The organism is Streptomyces sp. E-08 (genome assembly GCF_049913095.1).
In the GTDB taxonomy this organism is placed as follows: domain Bacteria; phylum Actinomycetota; class Actinomycetes; order Streptomycetales; family Streptomycetaceae; genus Streptomyces.
Window position 1 is genome coordinate 7,803,617 of record NZ_CP183971.1, and the last position, 21,807, is coordinate 7,825,423.

The 21,807-nt window shown below is 72.1% G+C and carries 17 protein-coding genes; 12 read left to right on the top strand and 5 right to left on the bottom strand.

What is annotated here, in order from left to right:
- Positions 1-83 precede the first annotated feature (83 nt).
- Both ACN9MM_RS35775 and ACN9MM_RS35780 read left to right on the top strand, forming a co-directional pair.
- Complete coding sequence (locus ACN9MM_RS35775; protein ID WP_426367916.1) at positions 84-848, top strand: phytanoyl-CoA dioxygenase family protein; 765 nt, start codon at positions 84-86, stop codon at positions 846-848.
- Complete coding sequence (locus ACN9MM_RS35780; protein ID WP_426367917.1) at positions 845-1,750, top strand: helix-turn-helix domain-containing protein; 906 nt, start codon at positions 845-847, stop codon at positions 1,748-1,750. Before ACN9MM_RS35775 ends, ACN9MM_RS35780 begins: the two co-directional genes overlap by 4 nt.
- 27 nt (positions 1,751-1,777) lie before the next feature.
- Here the strand turns inward: ACN9MM_RS35780 and ACN9MM_RS35785 are convergent, their stop codons facing one another.
- On the bottom strand, positions 1,778-3,823 hold the full coding sequence (locus ACN9MM_RS35785; RefSeq protein ID WP_426368916.1) for an alpha-galactosidase: 2,046 nt from the start codon (positions 3,821-3,823) through the stop codon (positions 1,778-1,780).
- A 262-nt stretch (positions 3,824-4,085) separates the two neighbouring features.
- Here ACN9MM_RS35785 and ACN9MM_RS35790 point away from each other — a divergent pair, with 262 nt between their 5' ends.
- The 10 genes from ACN9MM_RS35790 (at position 4,086) to ACN9MM_RS35835 (ending at position 14,979) form a co-directional block, all read left to right on the top strand.
- Entirely contained in the window at positions 4,086-5,219 is a 1,134-nt protein-coding gene (locus ACN9MM_RS35790; RefSeq protein ID WP_426367918.1) for an ROK family protein, read from the top strand.
- Between the two features lie 180 nt (positions 5,220-5,399).
- The gene (locus ACN9MM_RS35795) at positions 5,400-6,671 is read left to right on the top strand and encodes an ABC transporter substrate-binding protein (protein ID WP_426367919.1); all 1,272 of its coding nucleotides are present in this window, start codon (positions 5,400-5,402) and stop codon (positions 6,669-6,671) included.
- Positions 6,671-7,660, top strand: a complete 990-nt coding sequence (locus ACN9MM_RS35800; protein WP_426367920.1) for a carbohydrate ABC transporter permease — start codon at positions 6,671-6,673, stop codon at positions 7,658-7,660. Before ACN9MM_RS35795 ends, ACN9MM_RS35800 begins: the two co-directional genes overlap by 1 nt.
- Positions 7,661-7,665: 5 nt before the next feature.
- On the top strand, positions 7,666-8,511 hold the full coding sequence (locus ACN9MM_RS35805) for a carbohydrate ABC transporter permease (RefSeq protein ID WP_426367921.1): 846 nt from the start codon (positions 7,666-7,668) through the stop codon (positions 8,509-8,511).
- Between the two features lie 107 nt (positions 8,512-8,618).
- The gene (locus ACN9MM_RS35810; RefSeq protein WP_426367922.1) at positions 8,619-9,062 is read left to right on the top strand and encodes a beta-galactosidase; all 444 of its coding nucleotides are present in this window, start codon (positions 8,619-8,621) and stop codon (positions 9,060-9,062) included.
- Positions 9,002-9,244, top strand: coding sequence for a hypothetical protein (locus tag ACN9MM_RS35815; protein ID WP_426367923.1), 243 nt, complete (start codon positions 9,002-9,004; stop codon positions 9,242-9,244). The genes ACN9MM_RS35810 and ACN9MM_RS35815 overlap by 61 nt, the downstream gene beginning before the upstream one ends.
- Before the next feature lie 50 nt (positions 9,245-9,294).
- Positions 9,295-10,974 (top strand): glycoside hydrolase family 13 protein, encoded by a 1,680-nt coding sequence (locus ACN9MM_RS35820; RefSeq protein ID WP_426367924.1) that lies wholly within the window; start codon positions 9,295-9,297, stop codon positions 10,972-10,974.
- Between the two features lie 48 nt (positions 10,975-11,022).
- Positions 11,023-14,079: a glycoside hydrolase family 38 C-terminal domain-containing protein gene (locus ACN9MM_RS35825; RefSeq protein ID WP_426367925.1), complete on the top strand. Its 3,057-nt coding sequence runs from the start codon at positions 11,023-11,025 to the stop codon at positions 14,077-14,079.
- Positions 14,080-14,295: 216 nt separating this feature from the next.
- Entirely contained in the window at positions 14,296-14,700 is a 405-nt protein-coding gene (locus tag ACN9MM_RS35830; protein ID WP_426367926.1) for an SAV_915 family protein, read from the top strand.
- 9 nt (positions 14,701-14,709) lie between these two features.
- Positions 14,710-14,979 carry a hypothetical protein gene (locus tag ACN9MM_RS35835; protein ID WP_426367927.1) on the top strand — a complete coding sequence of 90 codons (270 nt, stop codon included), beginning with the start codon at positions 14,710-14,712 and terminating at the stop codon, positions 14,977-14,979.
- 243 nt (positions 14,980-15,222) lie between these two features.
- On the opposite strand, the gene ACN9MM_RS35840 is transcribed toward ACN9MM_RS35835, so the two are convergent.
- From ACN9MM_RS35840 to lanKC, 4 genes are all read right to left on the bottom strand, one after another.
- Positions 15,223-15,948, bottom strand: a complete 726-nt coding sequence (locus tag ACN9MM_RS35840; protein ID WP_426367928.1) for a class F sortase — start codon at positions 15,946-15,948, stop codon at positions 15,223-15,225.
- A gap of 88 nt (positions 15,949-16,036) precedes the next feature.
- On the bottom strand, positions 16,037-16,696 hold the full coding sequence (locus tag ACN9MM_RS35845) for a hypothetical protein (RefSeq protein ID WP_426367929.1): 660 nt from the start codon (positions 16,694-16,696) through the stop codon (positions 16,037-16,039).
- A 414-nt stretch (positions 16,697-17,110) separates the two neighbouring features.
- Positions 17,111-18,304, bottom strand: coding sequence for a hypothetical protein (locus tag ACN9MM_RS35850; protein ID WP_426367930.1), 1,194 nt, complete (start codon positions 18,302-18,304; stop codon positions 17,111-17,113).
- 398 nt (positions 18,305-18,702) lie between these two features.
- Positions 18,703-21,303, bottom strand: a complete 2,601-nt coding sequence (gene lanKC / locus ACN9MM_RS35855; protein WP_426367931.1) for a class III lanthionine synthetase LanKC — start codon at positions 21,301-21,303, stop codon at positions 18,703-18,705.
- Positions 21,304-21,807: the final 504 nt, after the last annotated feature.

The window sequence follows — 21,807 nt, forward strand, 5'->3', positions numbered from 1 at the left end:
GCGGGCACGGGCCCGATACCTAGTGTCGTTCCCGAACCCGGCGGCACTCCGACCGGTCGGGACGTGGGAGGAAGACAGTGACGGTGACGTGGGGAAGGGCCGAACTCGCGGCCCTGGCCGGTCAATACGACGAGCACGGGTACGTGCTCGCCAAGGGGTTGTTGAGCAGGGAGGAGGCGGCCGCCTACCGCCAGAGCGCCCACGACGCGCTGGCCACGCTGGACGACGACGAGAACGCGACCTGGGACTCGGCGGCCGGCGTGGCGGCCGGAACGCCGACCCGGCTGCGGCACCTGCACGACGTGCAGTTCCACTCCGCGGCGTTCTCCCGGCTGCTGACGGACGAACGCTTCACTCGCGTCGCGGCGGCGGTCCTGGGTGGGCCGAACGTGCAGCTGCACCACACGAAGCTGTTCGTGAAGCCGCCGGAGAACGGGTCGCCGTTTCCCCCGCACCAGGACCATCCGTTCTTCCCGCACACCCACCACCGCGTCGGTGCCGCGATCTTCCACCTGGACGACGCCCCGGAGGAGAAGGGCTGCGTCCGGATCGTGCCGGGCAGCCACCGCCAGGGCCCTCTGGAGCACGTGGAGGACGGCGGGCACCACCTTCCCGACGTGTCGTTCGACGCGACCGTGCCGCTTCCCGCCGAGGCCGGTGACGTGCTCTTCTTCTCGTACCTGACCGTCCACGCCTCCGGTGTGAACCTCAGCGGCGAGGCTCGCACCACCTGGCTGGTGCAGTTCCGGGACCCGGCGGATCCGCCGGCGGTCCGGGCGCACGACCACTCGCGGGGCCAGGGCATGATGCTGGCCGGCGTCGACCCCACGGGCAGGAGATCCGGTTGAACCTGAGGAGCGTGGCGGACGCCGGCTCGTTCACCGAGCTGAGCGGTGTGCTGCAGACCTGCCGGGCCGGGGCCTTTCAGGTCGACTTCCTCAGCTGGGGTTTCTATCCGGAGTCGCCCTGGCGCAACTACTGGCACCGGCACTCCTTCTACGAGGTCTGCCTCGCCTACGGGGGCGCCGGGCGGTTCAGCACCGGCGCCGAGCATCACGACGTCGGGGCCGGTGACGTCTTCCTGGCCCGGCCCGGTGACGTGCACGAGATCGAGTCGAGCCACACGGACCCGCTGGGCATCGCCTTCTGGAGCTTTGCCCTGCGGGCCGGGAAGGACGCCCCGAGTCCCGGGGAACGGGGCTGGTGGTCGGGGCTCACCGACATCACCAGGCCGACGGTGTCACGGCGCATCGGTTCGCTGGCGTCCCTGGTCACGGCACTCGGCGAGCACGCCGCTCCGGTGCGGTCCGGGTACGAGTCCGTGCTCTCCGGTCTCGGGGCCGCACTCGTGGTGGACACCGCGCGGGCCTTCGCGGCCGAGGAGGACCTGTGTACGCGATCGCCCGCGGCGCCCCGGCTGTCGCCCGCAGTGGCGGCTATGCAGCGCTATCTGGCCGACAACCTGTCCCGGCCCGTGACGGTCCGGGACGTCGCGGCCGCCGTTCACCTGTCGGCGCGCCATGCCGAGCGGCTGTTCCGGCACGAGACCGGTGGCTCGTTGATGGCGAGCCTGCGCCGGATGCGGCTCGATCTGGGCGCGGCCCTGCTCCTCGACGCCGGTGCCTCGGTCACGGAGGTGGCCCAGGCCTGCGGTTATGCCGACGTCCGTGCCTTCAGCACCGCGTTCCGCCGTCTGCACGGTCACGCGCCGCTCGCCCACCGGGCCCTCAGGGGCACGCTGCACCTGTGAGAGCCCGGTGGGAGTGACCACGGCTGTTCAGGCCGTGCGGCGAAGCCGGATCAACCGGCTGGCGTAGTCGCCCTCGGGCAGGGCGGGATCGATTCCGTGCCGGGCCAGGACGGCGCCGATGTGGACGGTGCCCTCGTCCAGGTCCCGATACCGGGCCGCGGGGTCCAGCGCCGGCAGGGCGAGCGCGGCGGGTGCGTGGCCGAAGCGGGTCGCGGGGCGCCAGGCGAGGACGGCGTGCTCGGCGCCGTCCTCGGAGGCGTAGTGCACGCCCGTCACGCCGGCGGGGCCACTGAGGCGGTGCTGCCGCCCGTGCTGGACGAGGGGGCGGATCTCCTTGTAGCGGGCGACGAGCACCGCCGCCTCGTCGAGTTCCTCCTCGGACCAGCGGGTGAGGTCCCCGCCGAGTCCGAGCGCCCCGGCCATCGCCACGTGGAAGCGGAAGCGCAGGGGGGTGGCGCGGCCGGTGGTGACGTTGGGGCTGTCGGTCACCCAGGCGGCCATGGACTGCGCGGGGAAGAGCTGGCTGAAGCCGTCCTGGATGGCGATCCGGTCGACGGGGTCGGTGTTGTCGGAGGTCCAGGCCTGGTCGGTGCGGGCGAGGACGCCGAGGTCGACCCGCCCGCCACCGCCCGCGCAGGCCTCGATCCGCAGTCCCGGGTGGTCGGCGCGGAGGCGGTCCATGACGCGGTACACGGCGCGGGTGTGGTCGATCCACAGCCGGTCGGGGTCGGGATGTCCCGGCCAGCCCGCTTCGGTGACGACCCGGTTGGCGTCCCACTTGAGCCAGTCCACCGCGTTGTCGCGGACCAGCCGGTCCAGGGTCCCGAGCGCCCACGCCTCGACCTCGGGCCGGGCGAAGTTCAGCATCAACTGGTTGCGGAGCTCCGTGGCGTCCCGGGTCGGTGCGTGGACGACCCAGTCGGGGTGGGCGCGGTACAGGTCGCTGTCGCGGTTGACCATCTCCGGCTCGACCCACAGCCCGAAGTCCATGCCCAGGCGGTGCACCTCGTCGGCGAGCGGCCGCAGGCCGTCGGGGAAGGCCGCGGGCCGGGGTGTCCAGTCGCCGAGGCCCGCCCGGTCGCTGGTCCGTGCGCCGAACCATCCGTCGTCCACGACGAAGAGCTCCGCTCCGACGCGGGCGGCGAGGCGGGCCAGGTGCAGCTGTCCGGGGTGGTCGACGGCGAAGCCGGTGGCTTCCCACGAGTTGTAGAGGACGGGCCGGTCCCGGTCGGGGGAGGGGAGCACGTGGGTACGGAGGTACGTGTGCCAGGCGCGGCTCGCGGCACCGAAGCCGCCGTCGGTGTACAGGCCCGCGAAGGCCGGGGTGCGCAGGGTCTCGCCCGGGCCGAGCGTCCAGCCGACTCCCTCGTGGCCGAAGCCGCCGGTCCAGGTGGTGCGGCCGACCGGATCCCGGTGCGCGGTGATGCGCCAGCTTCCGCTCCAGGACAGGGCGGTGCTCCAGACCTCGCCGTCCTCCTCGCCGGCGGTGCCGTCGTCGACGGCGAGCCAGGGGTTGGCGTGGTGGCTGGTGACGCCGCGGCGGCTGGTGAGCACGGTCTCGGCGACCGGGAGCCGGTCGCGGTGCAGCTGGAACTCGCTGTTCCAGCCGCCGGCGAGGTGACTGAGCCGGTAGTCGGGCAGGGCCGGCGCCGTCCAGGAGGCGGAGTCCAGCCGGGCGACCGCGATCGGGCCGGAGTCCGCGCTCCCGGTGTGGGTGAGTTCCGTCCAGCGTTCGATGACGTCGCTGTCGGGGCGGACCCGGTAGCAGAGCTCGGCGGTCAGCGGGTAGTGGCGGTCGGCAAGGCGAAGTCGCAGCTCGCCGCCGTCGACATGGTGGCCGGTGAAGTTCCACTGGGCGCCGCGCGTGCCGTCGGCGAAGCGGACCTGGAGGCCCGCGGGCCCGAAGCGCGCTCCGGTCTCGGGGGCGAGTTCGTCCGGCGCGGCGTCGGCCTCGAAACTGCTGGACGCGGGGGAGACCACGTCGGGCAGCGCCCCGAGTTCCGCGACGTCGAGGCCGGGTCCCCAGTACAGATGCCGGGGGCTGCCGTCGGCCCCGATGCGAACGGCGTACATGCTGTGGGGAGTCCGGAGGACCGCGAGCCCGAGGGAGCGGTCGAACGAGACGGTCGAGGACGTTCGAGACACGTGTGATCCCAGAGAGGTGTAGGGCGAACGTGAGCAGTGGCGCGCGGCGGGCGGACGGCCGTCGGCAAAGCCTCCGGAGAGACGCGGAAGTGACCCGAGGGTAGGGGGGCCGGTTCGCGAAAATCAATACTGGACGAACTTATTTATTTACCGGTACGTTGCCGCCGTGTTTCCGAACCAGACAAGGCCGTTGGTCACCGCGCCGGCCGAAACCGCCATCCTGAGCCTGCTGTTGGCCGAGAGCCCGCTCAGCCGGGTCGAACTGGCCCGCCGCACCGGGCTGTCCTCGACCGCGGTGACCAAGGCCGCCCGGCCCCTGATCGACGACGGCTACCTGCACGAACTCCCACCGGAGCGTACCGCTCCAGGGGCCGGACGCCCGGTGAACCCGCTGTCCGTCACCCCCGACCGGGAGTTCTTCGTCGGAGTGAAGATCAGCGCCGACACCCTGTACGGCACGGTGTGCGACCTGCGGTCCCGGCCTCGCGTCCACGCGAGCCGGCCGCTGGGTGACCGCGGCCCGGCGGCGGTGTGTGCCCTGATCGCCGAGCTGGTCGACGAACTCCTCGACACCGAGCCGGAGTTCAGGCCCCGCACCCGGCACCTGGGCATCGCCGTGTCCGGTGACGTCGACCGGCCCGGTGGGCGCGTGCGCTACTCGGTGCTCCCCGGGTGGCGCGACGTGCCGCTGGCCGAGGACGTGGCCCGTGCCACCGGGCTCAGCGTCACCATCGCCAACGACGTCAAGGCCCTGACCGTCGCGGAGCACTGGTTCGGCGACGGCATCGGCACCGAGTACTTCGCGCTGGTCACCATCGGCGCGGGCATCGGCTCCGGCATCGTCGTGAACGGCCAACTGGTCGACGGGGCCTACGGGGTGGCCGGCGAGATGGGCCACATCAGCGTCGATCCCGCGGGACCGCGCTGCCACTGCGGCTCCATCGGCTGCGTCGAGGCGATCGCCTCCAGCGACGCCATCCTCACCACGGTGCGCCGGGCCACCAGCCGCACCGACCTCGACTTCGACGGCACGGTCCGCCTCGCCCGTGAGGGAGAGCCCGCCGCGCGGGAGGCCTTCGCCCGGGCCGGCAAGGCCATCGGTGTCGGCATCGCCAACCTAGTGAGCCTCCTGGGCCCCGAACGCGTCGTCGTCACCGGAGAAGGGCTCGACACCTACGACCTCTTCGGAGTGCACATCAGGGAGGCGTACGCCGCCCACTGCTTCAAAGCGGCCGCGAAATGCCCGCTGACCCTGCGGCCCCTTCCCTGGGAGGAATGGGCCCGGGCCGCGGCCGTCGTCAGCATCCAGGCGCTCTTCCCGTAGGGCCGCCACGGACCGCGACGAACGGTCACCCTGAGAACGCCGTGTGACCGGGACCCCGGTCACCGGACCACGTCACCGACGTGACCGATGTCCGTCACCGCCTGCCAGCCGTGATCGTCGGACACCGGCCCCGCCGGACAACGCAACCCGCACGCCCCCATCACCACGCGAGGAAACGACATGAGCGCACAGAGAGCCCAGCTTAGCCGCAGAGGATTCCTCGGCGGATCCCTCCTCTTCGTCGCCGGAACGGCGATCGGCTGCACCACCAGCCCGACCGGCGGCTCCTCGTCCGGGGCCAAGACCACCCTGAACGTCTGGTCCCACGCCTACGGCGAGGTCGGCACCCAGCAGGCCCTCACCCGCTACGCCACCGAGTTCACCCAGGCCAACCCGGACATAGCGGTCAAGGTCACCTGGGTGCCCGGCGACTACACGGCCAAGCTGAACGCCTCGCTGCTCACCGACGCCGCACCCGACGTCTTCGAGCACGGCGACTTCACCCAGGGGCTCGCCCGGCGTGGCCAGGTCGCCGCGCTCGACGCCGAGTACGGCAGCGCCAAGGACGACTTCAACCAGGGCGGCCGCGACCTGGTGACCGTCGACGGGAAGCTCTACGGCGTCAAGATGATCGACGACGTCCAGATGCTCTACTACCGCAAGAGCGCCCTCGCGAAGGCCGGGATCACCCCGCCCACCACCTACGACGCGCTCGTCGCCGCCGCCAGGGCGCTGACCACCAAGAAGAGCAAGGGGCTGTTCATCGGCAACGACGGAGTCGGCGAGACTCCGGCGCTCTCGGTGTTCTCCAACCGCGGCGAGCTGGTCGCCGACGGCAAGATCGCCTTCTCCTCTCCCCAGGCCGTCGAGGCCATCACGGGCCTCAAGCGCCTGCACGACGACAAGTCCGTGCTGCTCGGCTTCACCACCGACTGGTGGGACCCCTCGGCCTTCATCCAGGACGTCGTGCCGATGCAGTGGACCGGGCTCTGGGCCATGCCCGCCATCGTGGACGCGCTCGGCGAAGACTTCGGCATCCTGCCCTGGCCCGCCTTCAAGGCCGGCGGCAGCCCGGTCCTCCGGGTCGGCGGCTGGACGAGCTGCGTCAACGCCAAGGGCAAGAACGTGGACGCGGCCAAGAGGTTCGTCAAGTGGCTCTGGATCGACCAGACCAAGCTCCAGCAGGACTGGGCCGAGGGCTACGGCTTCCACGTCCCGCCGCGCAGGTCCGTCGCCGCCACGGCCGCCAAGCTCAGCAAGGGCACCGCCAAGGAGGCCGTCGAGCTGGCCGCGAAGTACGGCAGGAGCAACCCGAACACCTGGGACTCCGCCTCCGGCACCCCGTTCGCCGGCGCCGTCGCGAAGATCGTCACCGGCCAGGGAGACGCCGCCCCGCTGCTGGCCGACGCGGCCAAGCAGGCCCAGGCCGCCGTGGACAAGCAGCTGTCCTGATGAACGCCACCACGCACTCCGGACCACGCTCCGAGAAGGCAGGGCGCCCCGCGGTCACACCGCGGGGCCCCGCCCGGCCCCGCGATCGCCGCACCGACCTGCGCTCCTGGGGCGCGTTCGCCCTGCTCACCGCGCCGATGCTGATCGGCCTCGGGGTGTTCAAGTACATCGCCATCGCCTGGAGCTTCCTGCTCAGCCTCAGCGACGCCCAGGGCACCATCGCGCTCGGCGACTGGGTGGGGCTCGACAACTACCGGCAGCTGCTCGGCGACGCCGTCTTCCAGGGCTCCCTGGTCAAGATCCTGCTGTTCACCCTGTTCATCGTGCCGATCACGTTCGCGGCCTCGCTCGGCCTCGCGCTCCTCGTCCACCGGATCCGGCGGGGCCGGGCCGTCCTGCGGACCGCGTTCCTGATCCCGGCCGCCGTCTCGTACGTCGCGGCCTCGCTGGTGTGGAAGATGTCCCTGTTCAGCGGGATGCCGGCGGGCATCGCCAACATGATCGGCGACTGGTTCGGGATGGAGGCCGTCCCCTGGCTGCAGGGCGGCTCGCCCCCGCTGTACTGGATCGCCCTGGTGACCCTGCGCCTGTGGCTCCAGGTCGGCTTCTACATGGTGCTCTTCCTCGCCGGCCTGCAGGCGATCCCGAAGGAACTGTACGAGGCCGCCGCCCTGGACGGAGCCACCGGGCTTCGTCTGCTGCGCAGGATCACCCTGCCCATGCTGCGCAACACCTCGGTGGCCGTGCTGATGCTGCTGTTCATCGCGGCGTTCCAGGCGTTCGACGAGTTCTACAACCTGTTCGGCGGCGGTATGTCCGGATCGGGCACCGCGCCCGTCAAGACCCCGCTGACCTACCTCTACGACACCGCGATGGGCGCCCAGAACTACGGTCTCGGATCGGCCGGCGCCTTCGTCCTCACGGCCCTGATCGTCGGAGTGACCCTGGTCCAGGGGCGGGTCACGGGCTTCGGAAAGAGCGAGGAGTGAGCGCGGTGACGACCGTACGAGAGGGAGCCCGTTCCCTGCGGCGCCCCGTGCGCGGCCTGCTGGCCGGGATTCTGATGGTGGTGTTCCTCACCCCCTTCTACCTGATGCTGCGCAACGCGCTGATGGACGCGCGGACGCTGACGGCGCCGGAGTGGACCTGGTGGCCCTCGACGATGCACTGGGAGAACTTCACCTCCCTGTTCGACGACCCCGCCGTGGACATGGGCCGGTCCCTGGGCAACTCCCTGCTGATCGCGGCCATCACGGCCCCGGTGTCGACCCTGCTGGCCTCGGCCGCGGGCTTCGCGCTCGCCCGCATCCCCGTGCCCGGACGCGGCGTCGTGCTCGGCCTCGTCCTGGCCACGCTCATGATCCCCGGCTCGGCGACCTTCGTGCCCACCTTCGTCGTCGTGGGCTCGCTCGGAGGCGTCAACACCCTGTGGGGCATCATCGCCCCCGGACTCTTCAACCCCTTCGCGGTCCTGCTCTTCCGCAACTTCTACCTGCAGTTCCCCCGCGAGATCGAGGAGGCGGGCCGCCTGGACGGCCTCGGCTGGCTCGGCCTCTACCGCCGGATCGCCCTGCCGTCGTCCGGAGCCATGCTCGCCTCCCTCGGCGCGCTCGCCTTCATCGACAGCTGGAACTCCTTCCTGTGGCCCCTGGTCATCGGGCAGGACCCGTCCTCCTGGACGGCACAGATCGCCCTGTCCACCTTCCTCACGGCGCAGACGATCAACCTGCCCGGCCTGTTCGCGGGCGCCGTCGTGACCATCACCCCTCTGGTGGTCATGTTCCTGGTCGCCCAGCGCCACATCGTCGAAGGCATCGCCCACTCCGGCCTCAAGGGCTGACGGCGCTCTCCGCCCCCCGAGCCTGACCGACAGCCTCAGGCACCGGCGCACCGGCGCACCGGCACATCCGCACGGACGGCGGCACCGACCCAAGGAGCACCACAGCCGTGCCTCGACTGGAGATCGCCGCAGACGGCTTCCGTCTCGACGGCCGACCGTTCCGCATCATCCCCGGTGGACTGCACTCCTTCCGCGTCCACCCGGAGCAGTGGACCGACCGGCTCCACAAGGCGAGGCTGCTGGGGCTCAACACGGTCGAAACCTACGTCCCGTGGAACCGGCACGCGCCCCGGCGCGGCGAGTTCCGCGCGGACGGAGGTCTCGACCTGCCCCACTTCCATGGAACAGCTCGGCCAGTCCTTCGGATTCGTCCTGCACGAGACGACCCTCCCGGCCGCCGGCCGCACCGTGCTCCGCGTCGAGGAGGTGCACGACCGGGGCCCTCGACGCGTCCGCGCCCCCGGTCGGCCGGGCCTTCCACCGCGGACACGTGGACATCGCCCGCCCGGCCGACGGCTTCATCGCCCTGGACGGCTGGACCAAGGGCTTGATGTGGATCAACGGCTTCGCGCTCGGCCGCTACTGGTCCCGAGGCCCGCAGACCACGCTCTACGTCCCCGCCCCGGTCCTGCGCGCGGGACGGAACGAGATCACCGTCCTCGAACTGCACGGCTCCACGACCCGGACGGTGGACCTCCGCGGCACACCCGACCTGGGACCCGTCGAGGACTGAGGCCGCCGCCCCGTCGACACACCACCACCTTCTGCCGAGAGAGACAGACGATGTCCCCGTACGCATCCGATGCTTCCGACAGGGTCGCTCCGGCGGCACCTCCACCGGCATGGTGGCGGGAAGCCGTTGTCTACCAGGTGTACCCGCGCAGCTTCGCCGACGGGAACGGCGACGGCATGGGCGACCTCCCCGGCATCCGCAGCCGATTGCCGTATCTGAGGGACCTCGGCGTCGACGCCCTGTGGCTGAACCCCTTCTACGCCTCCCCCCAGGCGGACGCGGGCTATGACGTCGCCGACCCCCGTGCCGTGGAGCCCGCCCTCGGCACCCTCGCGGACGCCGAGGAGCTGATCCGGGACGCCCACGAGCTCGGGATTCGAGTGATCGTGGACCTCGTGCCCAACCACTCCTCCGACCGGCACGAGTGGTTCCGGCGCGCACGCGAGGAGGGACCGGGCTCGCCGTACCGCGACCGCTACCACTTCCACCCCGGAAAGGGCGAGAACGGGGAGCTGCCTCCCAACGACTGGACCTCCGTCTTCGGCGGCCCCGCCTGGACCCGCACGAAGAACCCGGACGGGACCCCCGGCGACTGGTACCTGCACCTCTTCGCCCCCGAGCAGCCCGACTTCGACTGGGACCAGCCGGCCGTACGGGACGACTTCCACTCGATCCTGCGATTCTGGCTCGACCGGGGAGTCGACGGTTTCCGGGTCGACGTCGCCCAGGGCCTGGTCAAGGCCGAAGGGCTGCCCGACATCGGCCGCACCGACCAGCGCAGGATGCTCGGCACCGAGGCCTCGCCGATGTGGGACCAGGACGGCGTCCACGAGATCTACCGCTCGTGGCGCCGGGTCCTCGACTCGTATCCGGGGGAGCGGATCGCGGTCGGCGAGGTATGGGCGCCCACGGAGGAACGCACCGCCCTGTACGTACGCCCCGACGAACTGCACCAGGCGTTCAACTTCGCTCTCATGGGCGCCTCCTGGGACGCCGAGGAGATCCGGCGGGTCGTCGACACCTCGCTGGAGGCCGTACGGAAGGTGCGGGCGTCGGCGACGTGGGTGCTGTCCAATCACGACCACTGCAGGCACGCCACACGGTTCGCAGGTCCGCAGCCCGAGGGACAGTGCCCGCGTGCGGGTGATCGCGCCCTCGGTCTGCGCCGGGCCCGCGCCGCCACGCTCCTGATGCTCGCGCTGCCCGGCTCCGCGTACCTCTACCAGGGCGAGGAACTGGGCCTCCCCGAGGTCACCGACCTGCCGGACGACGTGCGCCAGGATCCGGCCTTCGCCCGCAGCGGGAAGACGGACGGATTCCGCGACGGCTGCCGGGTGCCGATTCCCTGGACCCTCGCCGGCCCCTCGTACGGCTTCGGAACCGGCGGCAGCTGGCTGCCGCAGCCCGAGGCCTGGGGAACCCTCAGCGTCGAGGCCCAGACAGGAGACCCGGGATCGACCCTGGAGCTGTACCGTGCGGCGCTCGCCCTGCGCCGGTGGCACCCGGGCCTCGGCGCCGGAGACACCGTCGAGTGGGACGACGCGCCCCACGGCGTCCTCGCCTTCCGGCGGCCGGGTTTCGTCTGCACGGCCAACACGGCGGACGGGGTACTGATCATCCCCTCGGTCGGGCGCCCGCTGCTCTCCAGCTCCCCGATCGAGGCCGTCGAAGGCCCGCCCGGCGAGGCGTTCACCCTGCCCGGGCACACCACGGTGTGGTGGACGGCGTGACGCGCCACGGCCGCTGACCTCATTTCCCTTACGACTCCGGAGACATCCATGCACAGCAGGCAACGCCTCACCGAGCAGCGGCTCGCCCGCGTCCTCGACCAGCGGATCAGGCCCGCCGTCCACGCCCGTACCGTCCCGCTCGACATCGCGATCTGGAACGTCCCCGGCGAACCCGTACCCGTCGCCGACGGCCTGGCCGCACCGTACGAGCCGGTGACGCTCGGCCACCGCTGGGGGCCGCCGTGGACCACCAGCTGGTTCCGGATCAGCGGCAGGGTGCCGGAGGAGTGGGCCGGCCGCCGCGTGGAGGCCGTCGTCGACATCGGCTTCAACCTCACCGGGGCCGGCTTCTCCAGCGAGGGCCTGGTCCACCGCGCGGACGGCACCGTCGTGAAGGCCCTCAACCCCCGCAACGCCTACATCCCCGTGGCCGACCCGGCGGTCGGCGGCGAGGAGTTCACGTACTACGTCGAGGCCGCCGCCAATCCGAACCTGAACGACAGCCACGCACCCACCCGCACCGGTGACCGTCCCTCCTGGCTGAGCGGCACCGGCGCCACCGATGCCCCGCTCTACCAGCTGCTCCGGTTCGACCTGGCGGTCTTCGACAGCGAGGTGTGGGAACTCGCCCAGGACCTGGACGTCCTCGGCGAGCTCATGCGCGAACTCCCCGAGGCCGAGCCGCGCCGCTGGCAGCTCCAGCAGGCCATCGAGCGGGCCCTGGACGGCATCGACCTGCAGGACGTGTCCGGCAGCGCCACCGCCGCCCGCGAGGTGCTCCGCCCCGCGCTCGCGGCTCCCGCCGCCCCCAGCGCCCACCGCATGTCCGCCGTCGGACACGCCCACATCGACACCGCCTGGCTCTGGCCCCTGCGCGAGACCGTGCGCAAGGTCGCCCGGACGCTCTCCAACGTCACCCACCTCATGGACGACCACCCCGGCTTCCGCTTCGCCATGTCCCAGGCCCAGCAGCTCGCCTGGCTCAAGGAACACCGACCCGAGGTCTACGGCCGCGTCCAGGAGAAGGCGAGGACCGGACAGTTCCTGCCCGTCGGCAGCCTCTGGGTGGAACCCGACACCAACATCATCGGCGGCGAGGCCCTCGCCCGGCAGCTGATCCACGGCAAGCGCTTCTACCTGGACGAGTTCGGCGTCGAGACGACCGAGATGTGGCTGCCCGACACCTTCGGGTACAACGCGGCCATGCCGCAGCTGATGAAACTCGCCGGCGTGCGCTGGTTCCTCACCCAGAAGATCTCCTGGAACACCACCAACAGGTTCCCGCACCACACCTTCTGGTGGGAGGGCATCGACGGGAGCCGGATCTTCAGCCACTTCCCGCCCGTCGACACGTACAACGCCGAGATCACCGGCGCCGAACTCGCCCACGCCGTACGGAACTTCCAGGACAGGGAGGCGGCCAACAGCTCACTGCTCCCGTTCGGCTACGGAGACGGCGGCGGCGGCCCCACCCGCGAGATGCTGGCCCGCGCGGCCCGGGTCGAGGACCTGGAGGGCTCGCCGCGGGTCGCCGTCGAGAGCCCCGCCGCCTTCTTCGAGCGGGCACACGCGGAGTACCCCGACGCCCCGGTGTGGCTCGGCGAGCTGTACCTGGAGTTCCACCGCGGCACGCTCACCAGCCAGCTGCGCACGAAGCAGGGCAACCGGCGCGGCGAGCACCTGCTCCGGGAGGCCGAACTGTGGTCTGCCACCGCGGCCGTCCGCACCGGGTTCGCGTACCCGTACGAGACCCTCGACCGGCTCTGGAAGACGGTCCTGCTGCACCAGTTCCACGACATCCTGCCCGGCTCCTCCATCGGCTGGGTGCACCGCGAGGCCGAGGCGACCCACGCGGCGGTCACCGCCGAGCTGGAGTCGATCGTCGCCGCCGCCCAGCGCGCGCTGGCGGGGGAAGGCGAGAACAAGGTGGTCTTCAACGCGTCCCCGTTCACACGCGACGGCATCCCCGCCCTCGGCGCGTCACCGTGCACGGGCTCGCCGGCCGGCCCGGTGGCTCCCGTACCGGTCGAGGGCGGCCACCTCCTCGACAACGGACTCGTCCGCGTCCGGATCGACGACCGGGGCCTGGTGACCTCGGCGTACGACCTCACGGCGGCCCGCGAGGCCCTGGCCCCCGGAGCCGCGGCCAACCTCCTCCAGCTCCACCAGGACTTCCCCAACGAGTACGACGCCTGGGACATCGACGCCTTCTACCGCAACACCGTGCACGACCTCCGGGACGCCGAGTCGGTGCGGGCGGAGCCGGACGGCGTGCGGATCGTGCGGACCGTCGGCGACTCCCGGATCGAGCAGTTCGTCTCCCTCGGGGAGGGATCCCGGCGCCTGGACATCGACACCGAGATCGACTGGAACGAGAACGAGAAGCTCCTCAAGGCCGCCTTCCCGCTCGACGTACGGGCCGACCACTCCAGCGCGGAGATCCCCTTCGGGCACGTCCAGCGCCCCACCCACACCAACACCAGCTGGGACGCCGCCAAGTTCGAGTTCTGCGCCCACCGCTTCCTCCACGTCGGCGAACGGGGCTGGGGCGCGGCTGTGGTCAACGACTCCACCTACGGGCACGAGGTCACACGGGACGTCCGCCCCGACGGCGGCACCACCACGACGGTCCGCCTCTCGCTGCTCCGCGCCCCGCGCTACCCCGACCCGGACTCCGACCGGGGCCGGCACCACCTGCGGTACGGGTTCGTGATCGGCGCCGACATCGCGGACGCGGTACGCGAGGGATACGGCTTCAACGTACCCGAGCGCTCCGTGCCCGGCGCCCCGGCGCAGGTCGTACCCCTGGTGGCCACGGACGACGACGCCGTCGTCGTCGACACGGTGAAACTCGCCGACGACCGCACCGGCGACGTCGTCGTACGCCTCTACGAGGCACACGGCGGACGGGCCACGACCCTGCTGACCACCGGCTTCCCGCTGGAGTCGGCCACCGTGACGGACCTCCTGGAACGCCCGCTCGCCCCCGGAGAGGAGCCCGCCGCCCGACGGACCGCGGCCGGCCGGGTGTCCCTGACCCTGCGCCCGTTCCAGATCGTCACCCTCAGACTGCGTTCCGCGTCCACGGCCCACGCCGAACGATGACGCACGGCCGCTGAACGGCGCGGGGCCGGCGTCTCCCCGGCCCCTGCCCTTCCGCCGGGTCCGTCAGGAGGGCGTCAGGAGGCCGGCCCAGGGCGTCAAGCGCGCGTCAGGGAGGTGGCCGGACCCCGGTCCGGTGGGCATAGCCTCATCTCGGAGCGCACGGCAGAGCGGCCGCGTGACTCCACGTCGTCTTCTCCTTCTTCGAGGGGCACCGCCATGTCCGAAGTCGAGCACTCCGAGGACCCCGAGCCTTCCGAACGCGTCCCGGCCGGACCTCTTCTCGTCCCCGTCCGGCCGGGACCCGCGGGCTGTTCCGCTCGCCTCTTCCGCACCCCGCTCGGCGGCCGGACGGCCGTCGGATTCACCTCCGAGGCCAGACTCGCCGCCACCCTCGGCCCCGACCACGCCTGCGTCAGGCTCTCCGAGCCCGCACTGCGCGCCCTCGTGACGCCCCTGGGCGTCACGGCCCTCACCGTCGACCCGCAGTTCGCCGCTCCCGGGGTCTCGAAGCCCCCCGGCGACGAGGGCTCCTGGCGGACCTGGGACCCCCGGCACGTGGGCGTCCTGCGGGTGGCGGGCGTCGCCGCCGCCCTCTCGTGCATCAACCTCCTGATCGGCTGAGGAGACGTCGTGTCCCGGCCCCTCACGGCATCCCAGGTGCCGTCGCCCGCGTCGCCCGAGACCGACGGCCTGTCGATCTGGCCGCGTTCCACCCGCCCCGGGCTCAGCGGCGACGTGACCGTCGCCGGTGTGTCGCTCGCCGAGGCGGCGGCCCGGTTCGGCGGCCCCGTCTACGTACTGGACGAGGAGGAGGTCCGGGAGCGCTGCCGCACGACCGCGCGCACACTCGTACGCCGAGAATCACTCGACGACATGAACCGCCGCGACATCGGCCTCTAGAGCCGCGTGGCGCGTCGGCGCCTCCCGGCCCGTGCAGGGGCGGTGCGATGAGGCCGACCGGTCTGCTTGAACTTCTCCTCGGTCTTGAAGACGGTGTCGAAGTCCACCTTCCCGCCTGCCGAGCCGCCCGAGCCCGATCCTGCGGGCGGCGAGAACGCGGCCGGCCGGCACCCCGGCCGGCCTTCCCGTGCGGAAGGGCAGCCCGGCGCCGGACGCTGCGGTGCGGCGGCCGGCGGTGCCGGGTCAGGCGACGGTGTCCAGATGGGCGAAGACGACGAGGTTCTCCGTGTAGTCGCGCGCCGTGCGGTTGTAGGCACCGGCGCACGTGATGAGCCGGGCCAGGGCGTCGGGGGTGTCCTCGTAGACGCGCTTGTCGGGGAAGTCGTCCTTGTCGAAGTTCTCCACCGAGTCGATCAGGAACACCGCGGTGGTGCCGTCGTCGCGGTCGACCTCGAAGCTGTCCCCGGGCGAGAGCTCGGAGAGGCGCGCGAAGACCGCCGGGGAGGTCTTCGTGTCCAGGTGGCCTGCGATGACCGCCGTGCCCCGCTGACCGGGCGAGATCCCGGAGCTCTGCCAGCCGACCAGGTTCGTGTCGTCCGCCGGAGGCGGGTCCAGGGCACCGGTCGGGCCGATCTTCAACCCCGTGAAGGGGGCGTCCACGCGGATCTTGGGGATCCGCAGCCGAACGGGGGCGGAGCGGGGCATGGCCAGGCTCTTCACCGTGGTCTCGCCGGGTCGGGACGAGGCAGAGGCGTGCGGTCGAGCGGGTTGTGGTGCGGCTGCCGGGGCCTGCTCCGTCGCAGAGGGCACAGGGGGCGTGGTCGGGGAGGTCGCGTCCGAAGTGAAGATCTTCCCGCCGAAGGCGTACAGCAGCACGGCCAGTGCTACGGCCCAGAACACGCCTCGGACGACCCATCGCGCGGTGCGTCGGGATGTTCCCGTGCTGACGGGGTCGGGTGGGGTCGTCACCGGAGGACACCTTTCGGATGCGGGCGGAGTTCCGTACGGGGCCGGACGTGGGGGCGCCGCTGTGACGGGCCCCCACGTCCGGATACTGCTAGGCGTTGCCGGCGGCCTTCCTGCGGCGGACGACGACGAAGGCGGCGAGGCCTGCGGCGACCACCAGCGCGCCGGTCACGTTCGCGCCGGTGTCCGCGAGGCCGCCACCGCCGGTGTGCATGCCGCCCGACGGCTTCTCCGGCTTGTAGCCGTTCTCCTTCTCCGGCTTGGAGCCGCTCTCCTTCTCGGTCTCCTTGTCCTTGGACCAGTCGTCGGCGTTGACGAGGGAGAGGGCGCCGGAGCCGGTGTGCATGCCGCCCTTCGGCTTTTCGTGGTCGCCCTTGTCGTGGTCGCCCTTGTCGTGGTCACCCTTTTCCTGGTCGCCCTTGGACCAGTCGTCGCCGTTGACGAGGGAGAGGGCGCCGGAGCCGGTGTGCATGCCGCCCTTCGGCTTCTCGTGGTCGCCCTTGTCGTGGTCACCCTTGTCGTGGTCGCCCTTCTCCTGGTCGCCCTTGGACCAGTCGTCGCCGTCGGCGAGAGAGAGGGCGCCGGAGCCGGTGTGGACCCCGCCGTGCGGCTTGTCGTGCTCCTGCTGCTGGCTGTGGGACTGCTCGTCCTTGTCCCAGTCGCCCGCGGTGCTGGCGTAGGCGGTGGGTGCGACGAGCGCCAGGGTGCCGGCGGCGGCCGTCGCAGCGAAGAGAATGCGGGCAGAGCGCATCGAAGACTTCCTTTCGTCGCGTGCGTCGGCTGACTGTCTGTCGGCTTCTCGAACGCAGCGACGTGCCCACCGTCAGCCTCCTCGGCCCGACTGGCGACTTGGCGTAGTTCATTCGATACCTAACGTGGCATCAAGCGTCGCCATATGGGCGTACTCCGGCCCCTGAGCGCCTCCCGACGAGCGGTCACCACGCCTCCAGTCCTCGGTCCGGTGCCTGACGACCTGACGTGCCGTGCCGCGCCCGGCCGGCCGACACCCCATCGACCGCGTCCGGCCTGGAGCTCTGCCAGGTACTCGCCCCGGCCGCCGGTACGCCGTCGTCGTACCCGACCGCACCGAGCGGTCGGGTACCGCCCAGGCGGGGAAGGCTTCGGCGGCGTACTCGGCGGCAGCGACCGATACCGGTCGCCAGTCCTACTGGTCGTGCGGACGCTGCTGGACCTGCCTGTCCGGCGCTTGGGGGTTCGGGCCGCGGAAGCGGGCGAGTGTCTTCGTGAGGCTCTTCCAGGGCGAGGGGTCGTCCCCGGTCGTCGCCGGAGATGTCGTCCGGGGTGCGCCGTCGCGGTCGGTCGCCTCCGCGAGCGCGTCGAGTGCCGACTCGGCGGCCTCCCGGTACAGGTCGCAGGATGCGGTCATGGCTTCGAGGGCCTCGGCGTACTTGGTGACCATGGCCCGTGCGTGGGCCAGTTCCTCGTCGGGGGTGAGCAGGTGCCAGCCTTCGCGCAGCCGGGTCAGGACCCGTTCGGCCTCGGCCGGCATGGGCTGGGGCAGTGAGGCGAACTCCTTGATCTTGTCCAGGAGCCTGGTGGGTTCCGTGCCGTCCAGGAAGACGTCGCGAATCGTGAACCGCTCCGCGTCGTATGCGACGGCCTGCGGTGTCGGGGGCAGGACGACGGCGCCGCCGCGCGGCATCCCCACCCCCAGCTCACGCTTCATCACGAAGTCGGCGATCAGCGCCTGCTCCGGCGTGGCCCGGTGTTCGACCACGCGGTGCCGCAGGCTCGGTGGCAGGAACGCCGTGATCGGCCGGCGTCCCAGGGCGTCCGGCGTCATCGCCTCGTGCACGACGACATGGATGAACCAGCTCTGCCGGGTGCAGGCCCGCAACAGGCGGCGCAACTCGTCGTCGTCCTTCGGCAGGTGGTTCGCCGCCCGCAGGCGTACGTCCGGCACCGTTTCGTGGTCCCATGCGACCTGGTCGCTGTCGGGCCAGAACATGGTGGCCGGCGAGGGCCAGCTCGCTTCCCACGCCCTCTCGGCTTCGGCCGCGAGGACCCAGGCGACACCCTCGCCCTTCGTACGGCGGGACTCGGGCTCGTACGTGGTCAGCTGTGCGCGCACCGTGACGTTGTCGGCCACGCGCCAGCGGGCCTCGAAGAGGCGGCGGGCGGACGGGCCCGGGTCGGCGGACTCGCCCCGGGGGTACAGGTCGGTGGAACGCGCCGCCTCGACGGGGTCGAGGTCCAGGAAGTCGTCGATCACCCGGGCCGCCTTGAGGGCGAGCAGGTTGCGCCGGACGTCCCGCTCGGGCTCGGGCCCGAGGTGACGCCCACGCGCGAGCCAGGCGGTGTCGGGGACGGTGGTCGATGAAGTGCTGTTCTTGGCCATGGAACCGTTCGGTGGGCGATCAGGGCCCGACCAGTATGGTCCGCGACACGAACGAAGGAAACGGCACCCCGCTGCGCCGTTGTGGATCGATGGTCGGCCGTCGAACGCGCGAGCGCGGCCGGGCCGGGACCGGTGCCAGGAGCACCGGTTCCGGCCCGCGCGGGTGACGGCTTGCTACATCGGCTCGGGGAAGATGTCGGTGATGCTCCAGGCGACGCTGAAGCAGGGGGCGACGAAGGCGTCGGCTTCCTGCTCGGTGTCCAGGGTCTGGAGCGCGAGGATCTGGCTCATGGTTGATCTCCTCATTCCTGTCGTGGTGGTGCTTCGGTCGGTCGACGCAGACCTGGGCACGGAGGTGTTCGCCGTCCTGCCCAGGGGTTCATGGGGCCCGTCCGATGTCAGACGGCTGCCGGGAGCCGGAGGCGCGCAGGGTGGGGCCCCGTCAGGAGCGGTCCGGCCAGCAGGCGGTGCAGGGTCAGCAGGACGCCGGCCCCGCCACTGGCCAGGTCGGCGGTGAACCGCTGCGAACCCGCTCCGAGGAAGCGGACGCCGCGCCGGTACGGGACGGCGTACTTCAGCAGGCCGGTCGCGGCGCGCACGGCGTCCCTGCGGGCGGCGTCCGTGCCGGTGAGCTCGGCGTGTTCGGTCAGGCACCAGGTCAGTCCTGCCAGCCCCCGGTAGAGGCCCGCCTCCTTCGTCGCGCAGGAGACCCGGATGCCGGCGATCAGTCGTGGCAGGGCCGCGGCACCGCGTTCGTCCGGCGCGGTGGCCACGTAGCGGGTGAGCACCGCCGCGAGACCGGCCGCGCCCGTGGCCAGGTACGGCATGGCACGGGTGAGCCGTGCGTTGTCGGACAGGGACAGGGCGCCGTCGTCCAGCGGGAAGGTCCGGTCCAGTTCCTGGTGGAGCAGCAGGCGGCCCGCCTCCAGGAAACGGGTCTCGCCGGTGTCGTGGGCCAGGCGGTGGAGGAAGAGGGCGAGCCCCGAGCGGCCGTGCAGCAGGCCGCGGGCGTCGTGCTCGCCGAGGGTGGCCGGCAGGTCGGGGGTGCGCAGCAGGCCTTCCCCCGCCGCGGCGGCTCGCTCCAGGTGGCCTTTCTCCCCGGTCAGGCGGTGCAGGGCGAGCCAGCCCAGGCCGACCCCGGCGCGCCCGCCGGCCAGCGTGCCGCAGGAGGCGGTGAGCGGGTGCGCGTCGGCGTCCCGGAGCAGGTCGACGGCCTCGTCCAGCCGGCCGAGGTCGGCAAGGACCCGGGCGACGCCGGCGGAGCCGACGAGCAGCCCGGGGGGCAGCGCGTCGCGCAGCGCCAGCGTGTCGTTGCGCAGCCGTTCGCCGATCTCCTCCGGCACCGCGGCCCCGGCGCGGTGCAGGGCGTGCACCACCCCGGCCGTGCCGTAGGCCAGGCACACGTTGTTGGTCCGGAACGCCTCGGGCGAGGGCGGGAAGGCCCACTCCGGCCGGTCGGCGTCGGCCATCCCGAGGAGCCCCGCCGCCACCTCCTCGGCCAGCCGGGTGAGGCAGCCGCGCGGATCGGTGTCCAGCTCGGCGGGGGAGGGCGGGCGGCCGGGACCGTACGCGTCCTGCGCCCGGTCCTCCGTCAGGTGGAATGCGGTCGCCCGCCGCCACAGGTCCTGCGGCGGAGCCACGTCCGCCAGATCGCGGCGCAGGAGTGCGAGGTTGGCGGGTGCGTGCTCGGCGATCTCGTGGAACGGCGCCAGGAAGGCGAGCGCGACCGCCGACGTGCCGTATCGGTCCTGCAGCAGCGGATCGGTGTCGGCCCTGCGCAGGCCGGGCGGCGGCGTGAACCCCGGAGTGCCCATCCCGGACGGGGCCGCCGACAGCGCCGAGGCCGCCTCGAAGTCCACGAGACGGACCCCGCCCGACGGTGTGACCAGGACGTTGCCCAGGCTGAGGTCACCGAACCGGTATCCGGCAGCGTGCAGCCGCTCCAGCGTGGCGTCCAGCCCGGACAGCAGCCGCCGGCACGCCTCGTAGTACGCGGCGACGGACCCGTCCGTGCGGTCGGCGCGGGCCAGCGGGGAGGACCGGCTCAGCCAGCCCACCAGCGGCTGCCCAGCGACGTACTCGGTGACGAGGAAGTCGTGCTCCCACTCCGTGAAGTGGTCCAGCGGTTCCGGGCCCACCCCGGGGGCGACCGCGTGCAGTTCGCGCAGCAGGTCGTACTCGTGCCGCAGCCGCTGCCGCGCGTCGGTCCCGTCGAAGACCAGGCCGTTGTGGGCGCGGGCCTCCTTGAGGAAGACGGTGCGGCCGGTTCGCCGGTCGCGGGCCTGGTAGGCGCCGCCGGCGTTGCTCAGGCGCACCGCGCGCGTCACCTCGTAGTCGCGGATCAGGATCGGGCCCGCGTGCGGCTGCTCCTCCTGTTCGACGAAGGGGTCGGTGATCCCCGCGGGCAGGTGGAAGGCGGGCATCCGCGCGTCCACGACCTCGCGGCCGGAGCCGTCGCGGATCAGACCCTCCCGGGTGCCGTCGGCCCGGAGTCGGCTGTGGGCGCCGTCGAAGGAGCCGTAGCGGTAGTGGACCGTCCGCGAGTCGCGGAAGCGCCGGTCGGTGAGGACGTACGGCCCTTCCTCCCCGTCGAGTGCGTCGCGCAGGCGTTCGAGGAGTCGGCCGGCGGTCGCCGTGTCCGGTGGATAGACGGCGCAGAACTTGCCCGCCTGGGCCCGCACGGCGTGCTTGTGATGGAGGAACAGGAAGAAGAGCCGGGCGCTCAGGTGCTTGAACGGCACGCCTTCGGAGAAGCAGATCCCGGCGACCGTGTCGAGCACGTGCTGCGCCCGGTCCAGCCGCGCCGACACGTGGATCTTCCAGCCCTGCTCGGCGAGCCCCGCCCGCGGACCGCCCCAGACCGTCCAGATGCCCTGGGTCGATCCGCGCAGGCCCGGCGGCACCCCGCCGGGGGTGAAGCGCGGTCCGGGGTCGGGCACGCTGGGCAGCGGCAGGTAGTACTCCCGGTCCGCGAGCGCCTCGCCGAAGCCTTCGAGCACGGGATCTCCTTCGCCGGGGGGTGGTGGGCCGCCACCACGGTCCCGCGCACCGGACGTCAGGACCGGCAGGTACGGAGGCGCTTCGGGCGGCGGTGTGCGTCGGGTCGGCTGCCGCCGTGCTCTACGGGCGACGCGGGTGGCCGCCCTCGGGGAGAGGAGCCTGACATGGACCGGCCGGGGTGGCCGCGGCCCGCTCGGCGGGACGGTTGTCTAGTCGTCGACCGCTTCGTCGTCGCGTCGAAGGACGATGTGATCCCTCTCGGAGGTGATGCCTCACTTTCGGCCCCTTGAGGGAAGGGTCGGGCATCGCCTTGCGCGGTGGGGACTCCTCCGCTGACGCCCCCGCGTCGAAAGCGGAAGCGGAACCCCCGCAGGGGCTCTGACCTGCCGGAGCACACGCCATCACGCTGTGCTCACGGAGATCATCAATTCTCCACAACTCCCATTGTGGCAGCACCTGTTCGCATGTAGAGTCCCCGTTCGTCGGGCACGGACAGGCGCTTT

Coding starts and splice junctions, on each gene's coding strand:
- ACN9MM_RS35785 (WP_426368916.1), bottom strand. CDS start 3,823: ATGTACGCCGTTCGCATCGGGGCCGACGGCAGCCCCCGGCATCTGTAC.
- ACN9MM_RS35850 (WP_426367930.1), bottom strand. CDS start 18,304: ATGGCCAAGAACAGCACTTCATCGACCACCGTCCCCGACACCGCCTGG.
- ACN9MM_RS35830 (WP_426367926.1), top strand. CDS start 14,296: ATGTCCGAAGTCGAGCACTCCGAGGACCCCGAGCCTTCCGAACGCGTC.
- ACN9MM_RS35820 (WP_426367924.1), top strand. CDS start 9,295: ATGTCCCCGTACGCATCCGATGCTTCCGACAGGGTCGCTCCGGCGGCA.
- ACN9MM_RS35845 (WP_426367929.1), bottom strand. CDS start 16,696: ATGCGCTCTGCCCGCATTCTCTTCGCTGCGACGGCCGCCGCCGGCACC.
- ACN9MM_RS35800 (WP_426367920.1), top strand. CDS start 6,671: ATGAACGCCACCACGCACTCCGGACCACGCTCCGAGAAGGCAGGGCGC.
- ACN9MM_RS35825 (WP_426367925.1), top strand. CDS start 11,023: ATGCACAGCAGGCAACGCCTCACCGAGCAGCGGCTCGCCCGCGTCCTC.
- ACN9MM_RS35795 (WP_426367919.1), top strand. CDS start 5,400: ATGAGCGCACAGAGAGCCCAGCTTAGCCGCAGAGGATTCCTCGGCGGA.